The following is a 15,313-nucleotide window of genomic DNA, read 5'->3' as shown; positions in this document are numbered from 1 at the left end:
ACTGCGTTCATTACGACCTCGCCAACCCCGAAGAACTCAGCGCCCGCCTGGACGATCTCACCCGCAGGCTGACCGAGCAGACCTGACCACCTCCCCGGTTGACAACAACCATAGGGACACCCCCCCGGCTTGGCGCGACCAAATACGAGAACTAGCGCAAGGAGACCGTTCGCATCACCCGTCAGTGGTAAATGCGCCGGGCTCATTGTTACTTAAAATTACGAACGCTTGTTCGATTGTTTTGCGGTATTCTTGAGGGGTGTCCGAGACCTTTCTTCCCGAGTTGCCGCAGGAACTGTGGCGCGCCGGCAAGCTGGAGCTTGCCCATGGCGTGCAGCAGTCCTTGCAGGTGATCAGGATGGCCACCGCCGGATTAGGGCAGTTCCTGGCGGAGATCGAGTCTCGGGGTGTCAAAGACTTGTACGGCTATGGCCGTACGGCGAACTGGTTCGCCGATATAGCGGGGTTGTCGGTTGGTGAGGCGGGTGCGGTGGTGAACCGAGCCATCGCCCTGAACCCGACCCGGGCCTTGGATGGCACCGAAGTGCCCGCGGTCGCGCCCGCTACGGCTGCGGTCGCTGCGGAGGGGTTGGTCGGGGATGAGCGGATCGACCAGATCCTGGAGATCTTGAAGAAGCTCCCGGCCGACACCTCTGTTGAGGATCGGGCGACTGCGGAGAAGATCCTCGCCACCCTCGCCCGCGACGCCGGACCCCGCCAGCTCGCCGACGCAGAAGCGAACCTCCTCGCGTGGCTCGACCCGGACGGCAACGAACCGAAAGATCCCGAACCCGCTCAGCCGCGCCGCGAGATCACCCTGGAGCGCCGCAAAGACGGCTTCTGGAAACTCACCGGCCTCCTCGACGACGAAACCGGTGCCCGCACCGCGGCGGCGCTGGAGGCGCACGCGGCGCCACGCCCGGTCGACGAATTCGGCCAAGCCGATCTCCGGATGAAATGCGAACGCATGGGCGACGCCTGGGTCGACATCCTGGACCTGGCGATCGCCTGCCCCGACCAGCCCGGCACCAGCGGCTACCGCACCCTGCTGCATGTCACCATCGGCCTCGACAAACTCAAGTCCGGTCTCGGGACCGCCTGCTTGGACTTTGTCGGAACGATGACCGCCCGCGAGGCCCGGCTCGCGGCCTGCGACTGCCTGATGCTCCCGGTCGTGATGAGCGCCGCCGGTGAGCCCCTCGACGTGGGACGGCTGCGACGGTTCGTCACCCCAGGCCAGAGACGTGCGTTGAACATCCGGGACGGCGGCTGCGCGTTCCCCGGATGCCATCGGCGGCCCAAGAACTGCCACGCCCACCACATTCATCACTGGGCAGACGGAGGCCCCACCGATCTCCGGAATCTGGTGCTGCTCTGCGGATTCCACCATCGGCTGATCCATCACGGTGATTGGCAAGTCCGGATGGCCGCTGATGGGTTACCGGAGTTCATCCCGCCCCAATACCGAGATCCCCTCCGAAAACCCCGACGCAACACCCTCCACCACGTGTGACTCGAGGAGCCCGCCAGCCACACCGGCGACGGGCCCCTCGGCATGCCCGGCGGACCGTGGGTCAAGGGAGCGTGTTCCGGCGGCCTGCTTGGGCACCCGCGGTGCCCTCATCTCACGACAGAACGCTCGCGAGCCCCACCTTCGCCCGCTCGAAGTACATGAAGGACCCCTTCCTTGCGCCTAGCTACAGGAAGGGGGCCTTCACGTACTCAGGAACGCGTGAAGGCCCCCTTCCCTCGGCTCAGCCGAGGAAAGGACCCCTTCACGCGCTCAAGTTGTGACCGGCGGTGCCACTGAGACTCCGTGAGGATGACCCCGTTCCGTGAAGGGCCCCTTGAGGGACTCTGGATCCCTCAAGGGGCCCTTCACGGAACGACGACCCGAAGGTCGTGCTCGAGGGACTCGCAACCCGCTCAGTATCACCAGCGTGATCCACGACCAGCCAGGAAACATCTACGAAGACAGCTCGTCCCGCCCTGTCTCTGCACCTGGTCCATCACCGACGTGCAAGCCGACTGGCCCACCGCAGAGCCGAAATCGAAGTCGGACCCCCAGCAACCACAGGCGAAACTCGGGCACCGTCACGACAAATACCCGCGGACAAAAGAAAAGGTCCCGCTTCCGCTCAGCGAAGGCTGGGGGTTCCTGCGAGCAGAAGCGGGAGTTTGTGGCCGATACGGTGGGCCGCCTCTCGGCGAGTGGCACGACACGGCTCCGGCCGAACCGGTATTCCGCGAAGGCGAAGGGTGAGGCCCGGGGGCACCATCCGTACCGACACTCTCTACAACGCACCACCACCCGAAATGTTCCCCACACCAAGCCCCGCCGATGTGACCCGCATCAACACCCGAAAAGCGAGAAAAACCGACAAAAAGACCCGCTCCCGCTCAGCGAAGGCCTGGGGGTTACCTGCGAGCGGAAGCGGGAGCAAAGGCCGATACGGTGGGCCGCCTCTCGGCGAGTGGCACGACACGGCTCCGGCCGAACCGGTATTCCGTGAAGGCGAAGGGTGAGGCCCGGGGGCACCATCCGTATCGACACTCTGTACAACGCATTGCCCCGTAAAACGTTCCCGTCGGAACAGTGACGCGCGTCAACACACAAAAGCAGTAACGCTCAGCAGGGCGGCGGCACCAGTGCGACCAGTTCTTCGGGAGCGGACAGCCGCCATGCCTCGTAGACCAATTCGGTCAGCTCGTCGGATTCGATGCCGTCGAGGTGGACGACGACCCAGCCGAATCCCCCGGCCGTGAACTGGACCTCGAAGACGTCGGGCCGCTCGGCCACGAGGGCTTCCTGTTCAGAGAGCGTCTGCTTGAGGCCGACGGTCTGGGTCCGCGGCCAGTAGTACCCGAAGCGCTTCCCGCGCACGCTGAACGACTCCCACTCCCTCGCGTCGGACCGCTCGACGTCGGCGAGCGCCTCCAGCATCCGGTGGAACTCGTCACTCGGCACACTCATCTTGACCCCAAACCCCAGGAACTTCGGCGCGTCCAGTCTAGACAGGCGGACCGGCCCATCGTCCTCAGAGGACGCGCGGGACGGCGGCCTTCCCGGACGGTAGATTCGCCGAGGGAGATCCACTCGATCCGGGAGCTGCGAAATGGACCGACCGGTCACGGCGGCGGAACTGTTCGACGCCATCGGTTCCGCCTACGAGGACGTCTTCGGGCGGGCACCGGCGGTCGACAGGGCGGTGCGGCACCTGCTGAAGGCGTTGCCGCCGTCGTCGAGGGTGCTCGACATCGGCAGCGGGACCGGCAAGCCGGTGGCCGAGGAGCTCTCCTCGGCCGGACATCGGGTGACCGGGCTCGACGTGTCGCGGGTGATGATCGACCTCGCGCGTGAGCAGGTCCCCGCCGCCACCTTCGTCCACGCCGACGTGCGCGAGTGGACCTCGCCGCCCGAGTCGTGGGAAGCGGTCTGCGCCTTCTTCCCGTTCCTCCAGATGTCGCGCGAGGACACCGAAGCCGTGCTCGCCGACATCGCGCGCTGGCTGGTGCCGGGCGGGCTTTTCGCGCTGGTCACCGTGCCGAGAGATGCCGAGAACGTGCCGGCGGAGTTCTTCGGCCGCACCTTCCTTGAGACCAGTTTCGCGCCGGACGACCTCGTCCGGCGAGTCGAGGCGGCCGGGCTGGAGGTCACCGCAACCCACTCGGAAGTCTTCACGGCGGACGAGCCGGGGACACCGCCGGAGGAACACCTCCTGATCACCGCTCGCCGCCCGGAGTGAGCATGCCGGTCATCAGCGTCCTCACCCCGGTCCACCCACCGAGTTTGCCGTACCTGACCGAGGCGTACGAATCCCTCGCCGCGCAGGAACTCCCGCCGGGCTGGACCTGGGAATGGCTGGTGCAGGAGGACGGCGAGACCGGTCTGCTCGACGGCGGCCTCCCCGCCGACGAGCGAGTGCTGCCCGGCTCGGGCCGCCGGGGCGGACCCGGGGTAGCGCGGATGATGGCGTTGTCTCGCGCGTCCGGGGCGCTGATCAAGGCACTCGATGCGGACGACCTCCTGGCGCCGGGCGCGCTCGCGCGCGACATCGCGGCACTCGAGGATCCGGCGATCGGCTGGACGACCTGCCGGGTGCTCGACCTCCTACCGGACGGGACGACGGCGGGCGTCGACAGCGATCCGGACGAGGGGCCGATCGAACGCGGCGCGATCCTCCGGTACTGGCAGCGCAACGGCTACGTGTCTTCGGTGGTGGCCGGGACGTTGTGCATCCGTCGCGACCTGCTGCTGGAGCTGGGCGGCTGGATGGCGCTGCCCGCGTCCGAGGACACCGGGCTGATCCTCGCCGCCAACGCGTGCTCCGACGGCTACTTCATCGCGACCTGCGGCATGTTCTACCGGAAGTGGGCCGGGCAGGTCACCAGATCCGCGGCGCACAACGACGACGGCGAACGGCTCGCGCGGATGAAGCTGATCGAGGAGCGCGCCGAGGTCATGTTGGCAGGTCGACGATGTCGAGCAGCGCCTTCGCGCACAGATCCCGCGTCTGGTCCCGGGTCAGCCGCCGGTACTTGAGCCAGTCGAGGCAGACCGCGACGACGAAGGCCAGCCAGCCGCGGACGAGCACCCGCAGGGTCTCCGGCGGCTCGCTGTCCGGGCACAGGACATCGAGGATCCGGCGCCCTTGTTCGGCGAAGTTGTTGTCCAGCACCTCACGGACGCCGTCGACGGCGATGGACGTGCCCGAGTGCAGTGCCCGGTAGCCGTCCTCGTTGGCTTCGACGTAGCGGAGGTACGCGTCGAGCCCGGCCGTCAACTGCTCCTCGACCGGCAGCGTGCGGTCGGACTCGGTCATCTTGAGCAGCCGTTCGCCCTCGGCCCTGATGACCTCGGTGACGAAGTCCCGTTTCGTCGGGAAGTAGTGGTAGAGAAGCCCTCGGGACACCTCGGCGATGTCCGCGACCTGCTCGATCCACACGTCGTCGTACGGCCGCTCCGCGAACAGGCGGGCGCCGATCCGCAGCAGCTGTTCCCGCCGCTCGGCGGTGCTCAGCCTGCTGCGGGGCTTCCCGGAAGTACTCGGCGCCATTCGGGCATCGTAGCTACTTGACACGGGTTCAGTAGCAGGCCACGCTCGCTATTGGATGTCGATTCAACAGTGCTCACCTGGAGGGGCTCGATGGCCACCGCTCTCCCCCATCCCCCGCGCCGGATCCCGCTGATCGGTGACGTGCTCGGCGTCTCGCCGAAGACGCCGGTCCAGGATTCGATGCGGCACGCCGCCGAGCTGGGCCCCGTCTTCGAGCGCAAGGTGTTCGGCCGCGGCATCGTGTTCGTCCACGGCGCGAAGATGGTCGCCGATCTCTCCGACGAGAAGCGGTTCGCGAAACACGTCACGCCCGCGATCTCGAACCTGCGCCCGCTCGGCGGTGACGGGCTGTTCACCGCGCACAACGAAGAGCCGAACTGGCGGCGCGCGCACGAGATCCTCGCGCCCGCGTTCAGCCGCAACGCCATGCAGCGCTATCACCCGGCGATGCTGGCGATCACCCGCGAACTGCTGGACGCGTGGGACACGGGCGGCGAGGTCGACGTCGCGGACGACATGACCAAGCTGACGCTGGAGACCATCGGCCGGACGGGATTCGGCTACAGCTTCTCGTCGTTCGAACGCGCGGAACCGCATCCGTTCGTCGCCGCGATGGTCCGCACACTGCGGCACGCGCAGCGGATGGCGCTCCAGCCGCCGGTCATCGGCCCGCTCCTCAGCCGCAAGGCGAACCGGCGCAACGAAGCCGACCTCGCGTTCCTCCACTCCGTCGTCGCCGAGGTCGTCGAGGCGCGCCGGGGCGACACGAGCACCGACGACCTCCTCGGGCTCATGCTGAACACCACGCAGCCGAGCACCGGCGCCGCTCTCGACGAGGACAACATCCGGCACCAGATCATCACCTTCCTCGTGGCCGGGCACGAAACCACGTCGGGCGCGCTGTCGTTCGCGCTGTACTACCTCGCCAGGAACCCGGACGTCCTCGCCCGCGCCCAGTCCGAAGTGGACAAGGTCTGGGGCGAGAATCCCGATCCCTCCTACGAAGAGGTCGCCAAGCTCCGCTACGTCCGGCGGGTGCTCGACGAGGCGTTGCGGCTCTGGCCGACCGCACCCGCGTTCGCCCGCCAAGCCCAAGTGGACACCGTCGTCGGCGGCGAGTACCCGATGCGGAAGGGGCAGTGGGCGCTGGTCCTCATCCCGTCGCTGCACCGCGATCCCGTCTGGGGCGACGATCCCGAGTCGTTCGATCCGGACCGCTTCTCCCCGGAGCGCAACCGGGCCCGTCCGGCGCATGTCTACAAGCCGTTCGGCACCGGCGAGCGGGCCTGTATCGGACGGCAGTTCGCCCTGCACGAGGCGACGCTGGTCCTCGGCATGCTGCTGAGCCGGTACGACCTGCGCGGCGACCCGTCGTACCGGTTGAAGGTGCAGGAGCTGCTGACCCTGAAACCGGAGGGCTTCAAGCTGCACGTCTCACTCCGCGACCGGGCGTCGGTGGCCGCGACCGCCTAGGACTTCAGCACTCCGGTCACATCTCCTTCCCGGCATCCGTCAGTGCGGTGAAAGCAAGACGGAAACCCTGGAGGAGAACATCATGGAAACCCGGATCCCCAACCCCGCACTGGCGAATCCCGCCACCCTGAAGGCCTTGATCGCGCTGGCGGAGTCGACCGGCGACACCGGCGTCCCGAAGACCACGCACTACCTCATGCACGTCCGCGCGAGCCAGATCAACGGATGCAGCGGCTGCCTGGAGATGCACACCAAGGAACTGCGCAAGGCGGGCGAGTCCGACGAGCGGATCTTCACCGTGGCCGCGTGGCGCGACACGGCCTACTTCACCGACGCCGAACGTGCGGCGCTCGCGCTGGCCGAGGCCCTCACCCGCATCGCGGACCGGGCCGACCCGGTCGACGACGAGGTCTGGAACGAGGCCGCTCGTCACTACGACGAAACCCAGCTTTCGAGCCTCGTCCTCTCCATCGCCGCCATCAACACCTGGAACCGGCTCAACGTCGCCACCCGGCAGATCGCCGGCGCCGCCTGATCGGTCTACCGGGCCTGCCGTAGTTCCACACAGCACTCGGCCGCGCCGGGAACGAGGGCCGCTTCCACGTTCCCGGCGCGCACGCCGTTCAGGAAACCGGCCAGGAAGGCCTGGTTGATCCCGCAAACGAGGTCCGGGGCCTCCGCGGCCAGCGGATGGAACGGGCAATTCCGCAGCCGGACGCAGGTCGTGCTGTCCCGGCTCGGCTCGAAGCCGTAGCGGCGAAGCATCCCCTCGGCCACGGTGAGCGCGCGTTCCACGCCGAGCCTGCCGGGCCGGGTCCGCGCGCGTTCCTCCTCGCCCGCCGCGAAACCGCGCTCCCCCGCGACCCGTCGCACGGCATCCCGCGCGGTCTCACCGGACCCTTCGGCGAGCACGGCCTCGGCGAGGATGCCGGCCAGGACCTCGTGACGCCGGGCGGGAAGCTGCACCTGGATGGTCTCGTCGACGGGTTCGTAGACCTTGGGCCTGCGCCCCACCTTCACCATCGGGCCCGCCGCGAAGCCGAATCTGAGCAGGCCCGCCGCCACGAGCTTGTCGAGATGGAAGGCGGCGAGCTTGCGCGAGATGCCGACCGCGGCCGCCGCCTCGTCCCGCGTGACGGGACGCCGCGCGCGCCGGGCGTAGGCGTACATACCGCGGCGGAGGTCGTCGTCGAGTGCCGCCACCGCGGCGATGGCGGGGGCATCGAGGCCGTCCGGGTCTGGCACTGTCACGTACACCACGATATCGCCTATCTCAACCGGCGGAACATCCTGCACTGCGGATCTACCATGTACGATGAGCCGACGGGTGGAAAAACACCCAAAAGTCTTGGTTAAATACACTGGGGATCGCGGTCAGCCTAGGAGGCCTAATGTCCACTCCCGCCTTGCGCGTCGTCCACGAAACCGGGCCGGGGCCGGACCTGGTGGCCGCCGAGGCCGCGGCCGCCGATCTCCTCACCGCGCTGGGTATCTCCCTGGACTCCGAGAGCCTCCGCGGCACCCCGGGCCGGATGGCGCGCGCGTACGCCGAGCTGTTCACCCCGCGGCCGTTCGACCTCACGACGTTCCCCAACGACGAGAACTACGACGAACTCGTCCTTGCCAGGGGGATTCCGGTCCGATCCGTCTGCGAGCACCATCTGCTGCCGTTCGTCGGGGTCGCGCACGTCGGCTACCTGCCGGGCGACCGGATTCTCGGCCTGTCGAAACTGGCGAGGATCGTCGAGCATTTCGCCTGCCGCCCCCAGGTTCAGGAACGGCTCACGAAGCAGGTCGCCGACTGGCTCGACGAGCAACTCGAGCCACGTGGCGTCGGCGTGGTGATCGAGGCCGAGCACTCGTGCATGACCCTGCGCGGTGTGCAGGCCGTCGGTTCGAGCACCGTCACCTCCACCCTGCTCGGCACGCTGCGCGAAGACGCCCGTTCGCGTCAGGAGTTCTTCGCGCTCACCGGGATCAACGGCTGACAGCAGGCTCTTGCGCGTAGGCCGCGGAGACGACCTTGCGGTCGAACACCCGCCAGGTGAGCGCGGAAACGATCACCGCCACCACGAAACCGGCCCAGTACGGCGTCGTCAGCCCGAACTTCGACGCCACCGCGCCGCCGAGCAGCGCGCCGACGCAGTTGCCTCCCGCGATGATGAACAGGCTCGTGCTGCCGACCCGGCCCAGCATCTCGGGCGGAGTGAGCCGCTGACGCAGGGAACTGCCGACGATTCCCCACAGGGCGCCGTGTACCCCGAAGAGGAACAACGTCACCCCGACGACCGGTGCGCTCGTACTCGTCGCGAGCACCAGATGGGTCCCGGCTTCGATCAGCAGGCCGATCCGCAACGTCCAGGTCGGTGTGCACCACGCGATCAGCCGGTCCCCGGCGATCGAGCCGAGTAGCCCGCCCACCGCGATGCAGGTGAAGAGCAGGCCGTAGCCGACGGAGCCCAGCTGGAGCCGCTCCTTCGCGAGCAGAACCAGCACCGAGGTGGCCGCGACGAGCGTCAGGTTCAGCATCCCGATCAAGCCGATCATGGTCCGCAGCAGACGCTGACCGGCGAGCCAGCGGAACCCCTCGGCCACCTCCGATCGCATCGACCGGCGCGCGACCGGCTCGCCGGTGTCGTCACCGGGCCGCGGCCGGTAGGCGCCCGCGATCAGGCCCAGCAGCAGGGCGCTGACCGCGTACGTGCCGGCGTTGACGTAGAACGGGATGCTCGCCGCGGCACCGAACAGGAATCCGCTCAGCGGACCGGAAAGCATGCCGTGGGTCAAGGTCGTCCCGGCGTAGAGCCGCCCGTTCGCCCGCTCCAGCAACGCTTTCGGGACGATCGAGGGCAGCATCGCCCCGCTCGCCGTCCGGAACACGACCTCGCCCGCGTTGATCACGAAGAGAACGGCGTACAGCAAGGCGATGCTCACGTTGCCGGTCGTGATCGCGACCGCGAGCAGCGCGACCGCGGGAACACGGATCCAGTCGAGGGTGATCATCAGTTTTCGCCGGTCCACCCGGTCGACCAGCACCCCGCCCGGCAGGGAGAAAAGCAGCCAAGGTAACCACGCCATCGCGAACCCGCCCGAGACGACGAGCGGTTCGCTGGTGCGGGAGGCGATCAGCAACGGCGCCGCCACCGTCGCGAGGCCGCTGCCCAACGCCGACGTCGTGCTCGCCGCCCAGAGCTTCGCGTACCTGCCGTCGAGCCGTTCCCCAGTCATGAGATCGAAGGTAGCGATCGGTGACCGAGCGGAGGCGGGGTTTCACCCACAGCTGAGCGGCCGCCCTCTAGACTGCCCTCCCGTTCGGCCTTGGGAGGGGACCGCGAATTGGACAGCGCCAGGGTGCGTCGCATCTTCATCAGCTACGCAGATGAGTCGCCGACACACAAGGCTAAGGTGCGTGAGTTCGCAGCGTTCCTACAGACCGAAGCTGGCCTAGACGTCCGCCTAGAGCCACAGGATCGTGACCAGCGAATCGACTGGTCGACATGGCTAGACGACGAGATGGCCAAGGCAGACCTCATCATAATCGTCTCTTCGCCAGCCTATAAGGCTGCAATCGAGAGCACTCAATACAGCAGCTCCAGGTTGAGTTCACTTCAACCAGAAGCCGCAGTTGTCCTGAGGGTGGACCCCCAGCGATTGTTGGCAGTCCAGCTGCCGCTGGGGCCTCCCACAGAACTTCCGCCTTTTCTCGCGCGACAGGTCCCTTTGTACCGCGTAACTAACTTCACTCGCAGTGGAGCTTCAGGGCTCCTTGCCGCGATCTACAATGAACTAGATCCTTTCGCCGCCCACGTCGCCGACTACCGGCCCGACACCGACGACGGCGTCGACCGCCTCGGCATCGGCACCGACGTTCGCATGCTCGCCGACCTGGTGGTCTCCCGGATGATCACCCCTCCCCTGTCGATCGGCCTGTTCGGCAGCTGGGGTTCGGGCAAGAGCTTCTTCATGCGCCAGATGCAATCGCGCGTCCGCGAGCTCGCCGATTCCGCGCGGACGGCGGAAACCGAGGCCGGGACGCACGGGAAGTCCGTGTCGTCCTACTGTTCGAGTGTCCGTCAGATCAGCTTCAACGCTTGGCACTACAGCGAGGCGAACCTCCTGGCCAGTCTCGCCACGCACATCTTCGACAACCTCGCCGCGAGTGGCGCCGAGAACGATCTGCAACGCCAGGCCGATCTGCTCGCGGAACGCCGCAAGACCGAGAAGACGCTTCTCGGCAGGCTCAGCGCCGTCCGGCTCGAACGCAGAACCTTGACGGCCCAGCAGAAACAAGCGAAGCGAAGGCGACGGAAACCGCGCGAGTACGTCCGCGCGGTGTTCGACAGCCTCACCGAGGCGGACAAGGCGTGGATCGCGTCCAGGATCGGCGTCGACCAGCCGACCGCCGAGGATCTCGAACGGCTGGCGCAGGAAACCGGCGGACTGCGGTCGGACGTCGCCGAATTCTGGCGACGGCTGCGGCAGGATCCGGTGCCGCTGCTGGTCCTCATCGGCGGTTTGGTGACGGTCCTGGTGGTCACGTTGCTCGTCGGCCGGTCGCAGGTGTCCGGCGTGCTCGGCGGGCTCACGGTGGTGAGTTCCGCGCTGACCGTCGTCCTGCGGATGCGTGCGAGCGCGGACCGGATCCACCAGGCGCTCGGCAAACTCGGCGGCCCGTCCGAAGAGGACGAGGAGACCGAGCGGCGGCTGGCGGAACTGGACGCCGAGTCCGATAGGCTCGAAAAGGCCGTCACCGAACTCGCGCCCGGGCTGGACCTGGTGTCGTTCGCCGAGTCCCGGGTCTCGGACTACGTCGAACACCTTGGCGTGGTTTCGTTGCTGCGCAAGGATCTCGAGACCTTCGCGACCATGCTCGCCGAGGTGCCCCACGGTTCCGGCAAGATCGAACGGACCGTGCTCTACATCGACGACCTCGACCGCTGCCCGCCCAAGGTCGTCGTCCAGGTCCTCGAAGCCATTCATCTCCTGCTGGCGCTGCCGGTGTTCGTCGTCGTGGTCGGTGTCGACTCCCGCTGGCTCAAGAAGGCCGTCGAGCAGCATTACGAGGAGATGCTCGGCGACGATCCGGAAACCTTCGCCGAGAACTACCTCGAGAAGATCTTCCAAGTGCCGTTCACGTTGTCCCCCATGGACGACCCAGCGTTCGCGGGGCTCGTGCGCGGGCTCGCCGACACCGAGGTCCAGGATGTCTCGCCGTCGCCCACGCCCGCCGAACCGGATCAGGCCACCGGTGATCGCTCTCCGGTCGCCGCCGATTCCCCTCCTCGCGCGGAAGCACCGCGACCGTCATCCGAACAGTCCACAATAGATCTACGCCCTCCTCGACTGGTGATCTCGACGGCGGAACTGGACTTCCTGCCGACGTTGGCGCCGCTCGTCCGGTCCCCGCGCGCCGCGAAACGGCTACTGAACCTGTACCGCCTGCTGCGGGCACGGTTCGCCGGAGAGGACCTGGCGGAGTTCCTCTCCGAGGGCGACCGCGAGGCACCGTTCCGCGCGGTGCTGGTCCTGCTCGCGATCCACGTCGGGCATCCGGAGGCCGTCTCGTGGTTCGCGAACCTCGACGGAACGGGTCCCGAAGACAGCGCCCTCGAAATCGTGCGGTCCATGAACGACCACGAACTGCGGCCGAAGCTCGAACGCGGCCTTGGCGGCGGTTCGTGGCCGGACCTGGCCGTGTCCTATCAGCGCTGGTTGCCGTTGGTGAACCGGTTCTCGTTCGCCCGCGACGACTGATCCCGCGACCGTTCGATGTCGGGCCCCCGGTAGAGCCGCTCGGGGATTTCGGCGAGCGTCGACGGGTGAACCTGCGGACCGAGTCCGTAGAGCTTCTGGAAGCTCATGATCAGCGGCCGCCAGCGGTCGGGGTCGATCCGGTCTTCGGTGCCCGGCATCCGCACGTCGTCGTGGACGTGGACGCGCTGCACGCGGACCTCGAACACGAGGACGCCGCCGCGTTGTTTCGGGTCGCCCTCGGCGAGAGGATGGACGGCCTCGACGACGGCCTCCATCGTCACCGGGCATTCCGCGACGCGCGGCGGCCGGACCGTCTCCGAGGCGACCGGGGTGAGCCCGGCGCGGCCGAACTTGTCCGCTTCGTACCGGTATCCGCGCTCGCGCTTGCGGGCCGGGACGGGATCCGAGCCGGTGGTCAGCGCCAACCTGTCGACGGCGGCCGCCAGCGCGTCGGAAGGGAGATTCAGAACACATTCACGGTTGCGCATGAGATTCTGCGCCGTCTTGGATTTCGCGCCGAGTCCGAGCATGCCCCGCCACCCGAGCCAGAACGCCGACGACATCGGAGCCAGGTTCGGGGCACCCGCCTGGTCGACCGTCGAGAGAAGCACCACCGGGGTGCCGAAGTAGAGGATTCCGGGCTCGATACGGGTGTGCGCGGCCTCGGCCGCCGAGGTAGTAACTGTCACGTTCGTCAGCTTCGCCGCCTCGCGCGCCGGAGGCTGGCGTGAATCGGACGTCGCGATCAACACCGACGGCGGACGGCTTCACACCGCCGCGGCACATACCCTTTGCGAGGTGGCTCCCTTGGCCGGACGGGAATCCGCGGTCGTTCGGAGTATTGCGTTCGGCCGATTGCTGGTAGGTTCGCCGAACTTGAAGACGAAGGAGGCGCCGGCAGCGGCCCGGTCAACACCCGAACGCGCGTGGTGAGGCGAATCGCATGCGAGACGATGTGGTCCAGGCGAGCTCGATTCTCGGGCATTCCCCCGGCCAGGTTTGGGAAGTGATCGGCGATCCCGAGTCCTACTCGAGGTTCGTCGCGGAGATCAGCTGGTGCGAGATCCAGCGGCCCGCCGAACGCGGACGCGGCCCGAAATGCCTCGTCCGGCTGGAACCACGGCAGGGCACGCTCGTCGTCGGTGACATCGAGGCCAGGGTCTGGCGGCCGGGCGAGCACGTCGTCTGGTGCGGCGTCGAGAACGACGGCAACTGGGTCTCGGTCGAGCTGAGGCAGACTCCCGAAGGCGGCACCGAACTCAGCGCGCAGCTGATGCTTCCGGCGCCGCATTCGCATCTGGTGTCCGCCGCGTCGTTCAAGCGCACCGTCCGCGCGCTGACCCGGCGGATCGATCTGCACCTTTCCGGCCGGGCGGCGTCACCCCAAGAGGAACCGGCGCACACCAAGGCCACCACGCTGCACACGGCCAGCACGCTGATCAAGGCCGGGGTGCTCGCGGCCGCGCGGCCGGACAAGATCGCCCGGCAGCTCACCTCGCTGTCGCAGTGGGGCGCCACCGTCGCCGGCGGCTACACCGCCAACGCCGCCCGGGTACCCGAGGAAGTCGCGCTGCACGACGAACGCAACGTCCGGACGTTCAAACAGACGGCCGACCGCAGCAACCAGCTCGCGAACGCGCTGGCCGCGCGCGGGGTCCGCTCCCGCGACCGGATCGCCTTGCTGTGCCGCAACCACGCCGCGATGGTCGAGTCGCTGATCGCGTGCAGCAAACTCGGCGCCGACGCGATCCTGCTCAACACCGGCCTTTCCGCCGGCGCGGTCGCGGACGTCATCGGGCTGCACGAACCGGTCGCGGTCCTCGCCGACGACGAGTTCTCGCGGATCATCGCCGACATCCCCGGCGATTTCCTGCGGCTGTCCACCTGGCCGGAAACCGAGAACGGTTATCCGACGATCGACCAGCTGATCGCCGGGGTGCCCGCCACCAAACTCAAACCGGTGGACCGGATCGGCAGGCTGGTCGTCCTCACGTCGGGCACCTCGGGAACCCCCAAAGGCGCACGCCGTCCGACGCCCAAAGGACTCGCGACCTCGGCCGCCATGCTGGACCGGATCCCGCTCCACTCCGGAGACCGCTTCGTGGTGGCCGCGCCGCTGTTCCACAGCTGGGGGCTCGCCGGGATGCAGATCGGGATGGCCGTCCGCGCTTCGCTTTCGCTGATCCGCCGGTTCGACGCCGAAGAGATACTGAGGACCATCGCCGAACATCGCTGCGGTGTGCTGTTCGCCGTCCCCATCATGTTGCAGCGCATCCTCGACCTGCCCGAACGGGTCCGCAGCCGCTACGACCTCTCGTCGCTGCGGATCGTGGCCAGCAGCGGATCCGCGCTGCCGGGCACGATCGTCACCGAGTTCATGGACACCTTCGGCGACGTGCTCTACAACTTCTACGGCTCCACAGAGGTTTCGTGGGCCAGTATCGCCACGCCCGAAGACCTCCGCGCCGCGCCGACCACCGCGGGCCGCTGCCCGCCCGGTACCCGCGTCGCCATCCTCGACGACGACCACAACCGTGTCCCGCCGGGCTGGGAGGGACAGATCTTCGTCGGCAACGACATGCTCTTCGAGGGCTACACCGACGGCGCCAGCGTGCCGCGCGCGGAAGAACTGATGGCGACCGGCGACGTCGGCTACCAGGACGCCTCCGGCCGCCTTTTCGTCACCGGCCGGGCGGACGAGATGATCGTGTCCGGCGGCGAGAACGTGTCGCCTCGCCCGGTCGAGGAGGCGATAGTCGCGCTGCCCGGCGTCCACGAAGCGGCCGTGATCGGCGTGCCGGATCGCGAGTTCGGGCAACGGTTCGCGGCGTACATCGTCCCGAAACGCGGCGCCCGGATGAGCGCGGACGACGTCCGCGCGTACATCCACCACCGGCTGGCGCGCTTCGCCGTGCCTCGGGACGTGTACTTCGTGGAGGAGCTGCCCCGGAACGCGACCGGGAAGGTGCTCAAGCGGCTGCTGCGAGACGAGACCTGGCCGATCGACCAGTAACGTCCTTTGTGGACGG

Annotated in this window: 13 protein-coding genes and 1 pseudogene; 9 read left to right on the top strand and 5 right to left on the bottom strand. The window is 67.9% G+C overall.

What is annotated here, in order from left to right; translation table 11 throughout:
* Nucleotides 1-259 precede the first annotated feature (259 nt).
* Nucleotides 260-1,513: an HNH endonuclease signature motif containing protein gene (locus DMH03_RS38450; RefSeq protein WP_125796909.1), complete on the top strand. Its 1,254-nt coding sequence runs from the start codon at nt 260-262 to the stop codon at nt 1,511-1,513.
* Nucleotides 1,514-2,629: 1,116 nt separating this feature from the next.
* On the opposite strand, the gene DMH03_RS38445 is transcribed toward DMH03_RS38450, so the two are convergent.
* The gene (locus DMH03_RS38445) at nt 2,630-2,974 is read right to left on the bottom strand and encodes an MmcQ/YjbR family DNA-binding protein (RefSeq protein WP_125796908.1); all 345 of its coding nucleotides are present in this window, start codon (nt 2,972-2,974) and stop codon (nt 2,630-2,632) included.
* A 142-nt stretch (nt 2,975-3,116) separates the two neighbouring features.
* Here DMH03_RS38445 and DMH03_RS38440 point away from each other — a divergent pair, with 142 nt between their 5' ends.
* Entirely contained in the window at nt 3,117-3,746 is a 630-nt protein-coding gene (locus DMH03_RS38440; RefSeq protein ID WP_125796907.1) for a class I SAM-dependent methyltransferase, read from the top strand.
* Between the two features lie 2 nt (nt 3,747-3,748).
* The gene (locus DMH03_RS38435) at nt 3,749-4,543 is read left to right on the top strand and encodes a glycosyltransferase (protein WP_125796906.1); all 795 of its coding nucleotides are present in this window, start codon (nt 3,749-3,751) and stop codon (nt 4,541-4,543) included.
* Here the strand turns inward: DMH03_RS38435 and DMH03_RS38430 are convergent.
* Complete coding sequence (locus DMH03_RS38430) at nt 4,461-5,057, bottom strand: TetR/AcrR family transcriptional regulator (protein ID WP_125796905.1); 597 nt, start codon at nt 5,055-5,057, stop codon at nt 4,461-4,463. The genes DMH03_RS38435 and DMH03_RS38430 overlap by 83 nt on opposite strands.
* Nucleotides 5,058-5,147: 90 nt before the next feature.
* Here DMH03_RS38430 and DMH03_RS38425 point away from each other — a divergent pair, with 90 nt between their 5' ends.
* Nucleotides 5,148-6,530, top strand: a complete 1,383-nt coding sequence (locus DMH03_RS38425; protein ID WP_125796904.1) for a cytochrome P450 — start codon at nt 5,148-5,150, stop codon at nt 6,528-6,530.
* An 82-nt stretch (nt 6,531-6,612) separates the two neighbouring features.
* On the top strand, nt 6,613-7,065 hold the full coding sequence (locus DMH03_RS38420) for a carboxymuconolactone decarboxylase family protein (RefSeq protein ID WP_125796903.1): 453 nt from the start codon (nt 6,613-6,615) through the stop codon (nt 7,063-7,065).
* 5 nt (nt 7,066-7,070) lie between these two features.
* Here the strand turns inward: DMH03_RS38420 and DMH03_RS38415 are convergent, their stop codons facing one another.
* Nucleotides 7,071-7,787: a metalloregulator ArsR/SmtB family transcription factor gene (locus DMH03_RS38415; RefSeq protein WP_125796926.1), complete on the bottom strand. Its 717-nt coding sequence runs from the start codon at nt 7,785-7,787 to the stop codon at nt 7,071-7,073.
* A 134-nt stretch (nt 7,788-7,921) separates the two neighbouring features.
* Between DMH03_RS38415 and folE the strand changes: the two genes are divergently transcribed.
* Nucleotides 7,922-8,518: a GTP cyclohydrolase I FolE gene (gene folE, locus DMH03_RS38410; protein WP_125796902.1), complete on the top strand. Its 597-nt coding sequence runs from the start codon at nt 7,922-7,924 to the stop codon at nt 8,516-8,518.
* On the opposite strand, the gene DMH03_RS38405 is transcribed toward folE, so the two are convergent.
* Complete coding sequence (locus DMH03_RS38405) at nt 8,508-9,758, bottom strand: MFS transporter (protein ID WP_125796901.1); 1,251 nt, start codon at nt 9,756-9,758, stop codon at nt 8,508-8,510. The two genes, folE and DMH03_RS38405, sit on opposite strands and share 11 nt — an antisense overlap.
* 123 nt (nt 9,759-9,881) lie before the next feature.
* Here DMH03_RS38405 and DMH03_RS43080 point away from each other — a divergent pair.
* Nucleotides 9,882-10,160 (top strand): annotated as a pseudogene (locus tag DMH03_RS43080) (SEFIR domain-containing protein); the annotation flags it as partial.
* 90 nt (nt 10,161-10,250) lie between these two features.
* Entirely contained in the window at nt 10,251-12,284 is a 2,034-nt protein-coding gene (locus tag DMH03_RS38400; RefSeq protein WP_370311032.1) for a P-loop NTPase fold protein, read from the top strand.
* On the opposite strand, the gene DMH03_RS38395 is transcribed toward DMH03_RS38400, so the two are convergent.
* Entirely contained in the window at nt 12,233-12,973 is a 741-nt protein-coding gene (locus DMH03_RS38395; protein WP_233611831.1) for a flavin reductase family protein, read from the bottom strand. The genes DMH03_RS38400 and DMH03_RS38395 overlap by 52 nt on opposite strands.
* A gap of 254 nt (nt 12,974-13,227) precedes the next feature.
* Between DMH03_RS38395 and DMH03_RS38390 the strand changes: the two genes are divergently transcribed.
* The gene (locus DMH03_RS38390) at nt 13,228-15,297 is read left to right on the top strand and encodes an AMP-binding protein (RefSeq protein ID WP_125796899.1); all 2,070 of its coding nucleotides are present in this window, start codon (nt 13,228-13,230) and stop codon (nt 15,295-15,297) included.
* The last annotated feature ends 16 nt before the right edge of the window (nt 15,298-15,313 follow it).

The organism is Amycolatopsis sp. WAC 01376, from assembly GCF_003947415.1.
In the GTDB taxonomy this organism is placed as follows: Bacteria; Actinomycetota; Actinomycetes; order Mycobacteriales; family Pseudonocardiaceae; genus Amycolatopsis.
This window is presented reverse-complemented; position numbering and strand designations above follow the sequence as displayed.

Excerpts from the sequence above, each read along its gene's own strand:
- DMH03_RS38445 (WP_125796908.1), bottom strand. The coding sequence starts at position 2,974 with ATGAGTGTGCCGAGTGACGAGTTCCACCGGATGCTGGAGGCGCTCGCC.
- DMH03_RS38440 (WP_125796907.1), top strand. The coding sequence starts at position 3,117 with ATGGACCGACCGGTCACGGCGGCGGAACTGTTCGACGCCATCGGTTCC.
- DMH03_RS38435 (WP_125796906.1), top strand. The coding sequence starts at position 3,749 with ATGCCGGTCATCAGCGTCCTCACCCCGGTCCACCCACCGAGTTTGCCG.
- DMH03_RS38430 (WP_125796905.1), bottom strand. The coding sequence starts at position 5,057 with ATGGCGCCGAGTACTTCCGGGAAGCCCCGCAGCAGGCTGAGCACCGCC.
- DMH03_RS38425 (WP_125796904.1), top strand. The coding sequence starts at position 5,148 with ATGGCCACCGCTCTCCCCCATCCCCCGCGCCGGATCCCGCTGATCGGT.
- DMH03_RS38420 (WP_125796903.1), top strand. The coding sequence starts at position 6,613 with ATGGAAACCCGGATCCCCAACCCCGCACTGGCGAATCCCGCCACCCTG.
- folE (WP_125796902.1), top strand. The coding sequence starts at position 7,922 with ATGTCCACTCCCGCCTTGCGCGTCGTCCACGAAACCGGGCCGGGGCCG.
- DMH03_RS38405 (WP_125796901.1), bottom strand. The coding sequence starts at position 9,758 with ATGACTGGGGAACGGCTCGACGGCAGGTACGCGAAGCTCTGGGCGGCG.
- DMH03_RS38390 (WP_125796899.1), top strand. The coding sequence starts at position 13,228 with ATGCGAGACGATGTGGTCCAGGCGAGCTCGATTCTCGGGCATTCCCCC.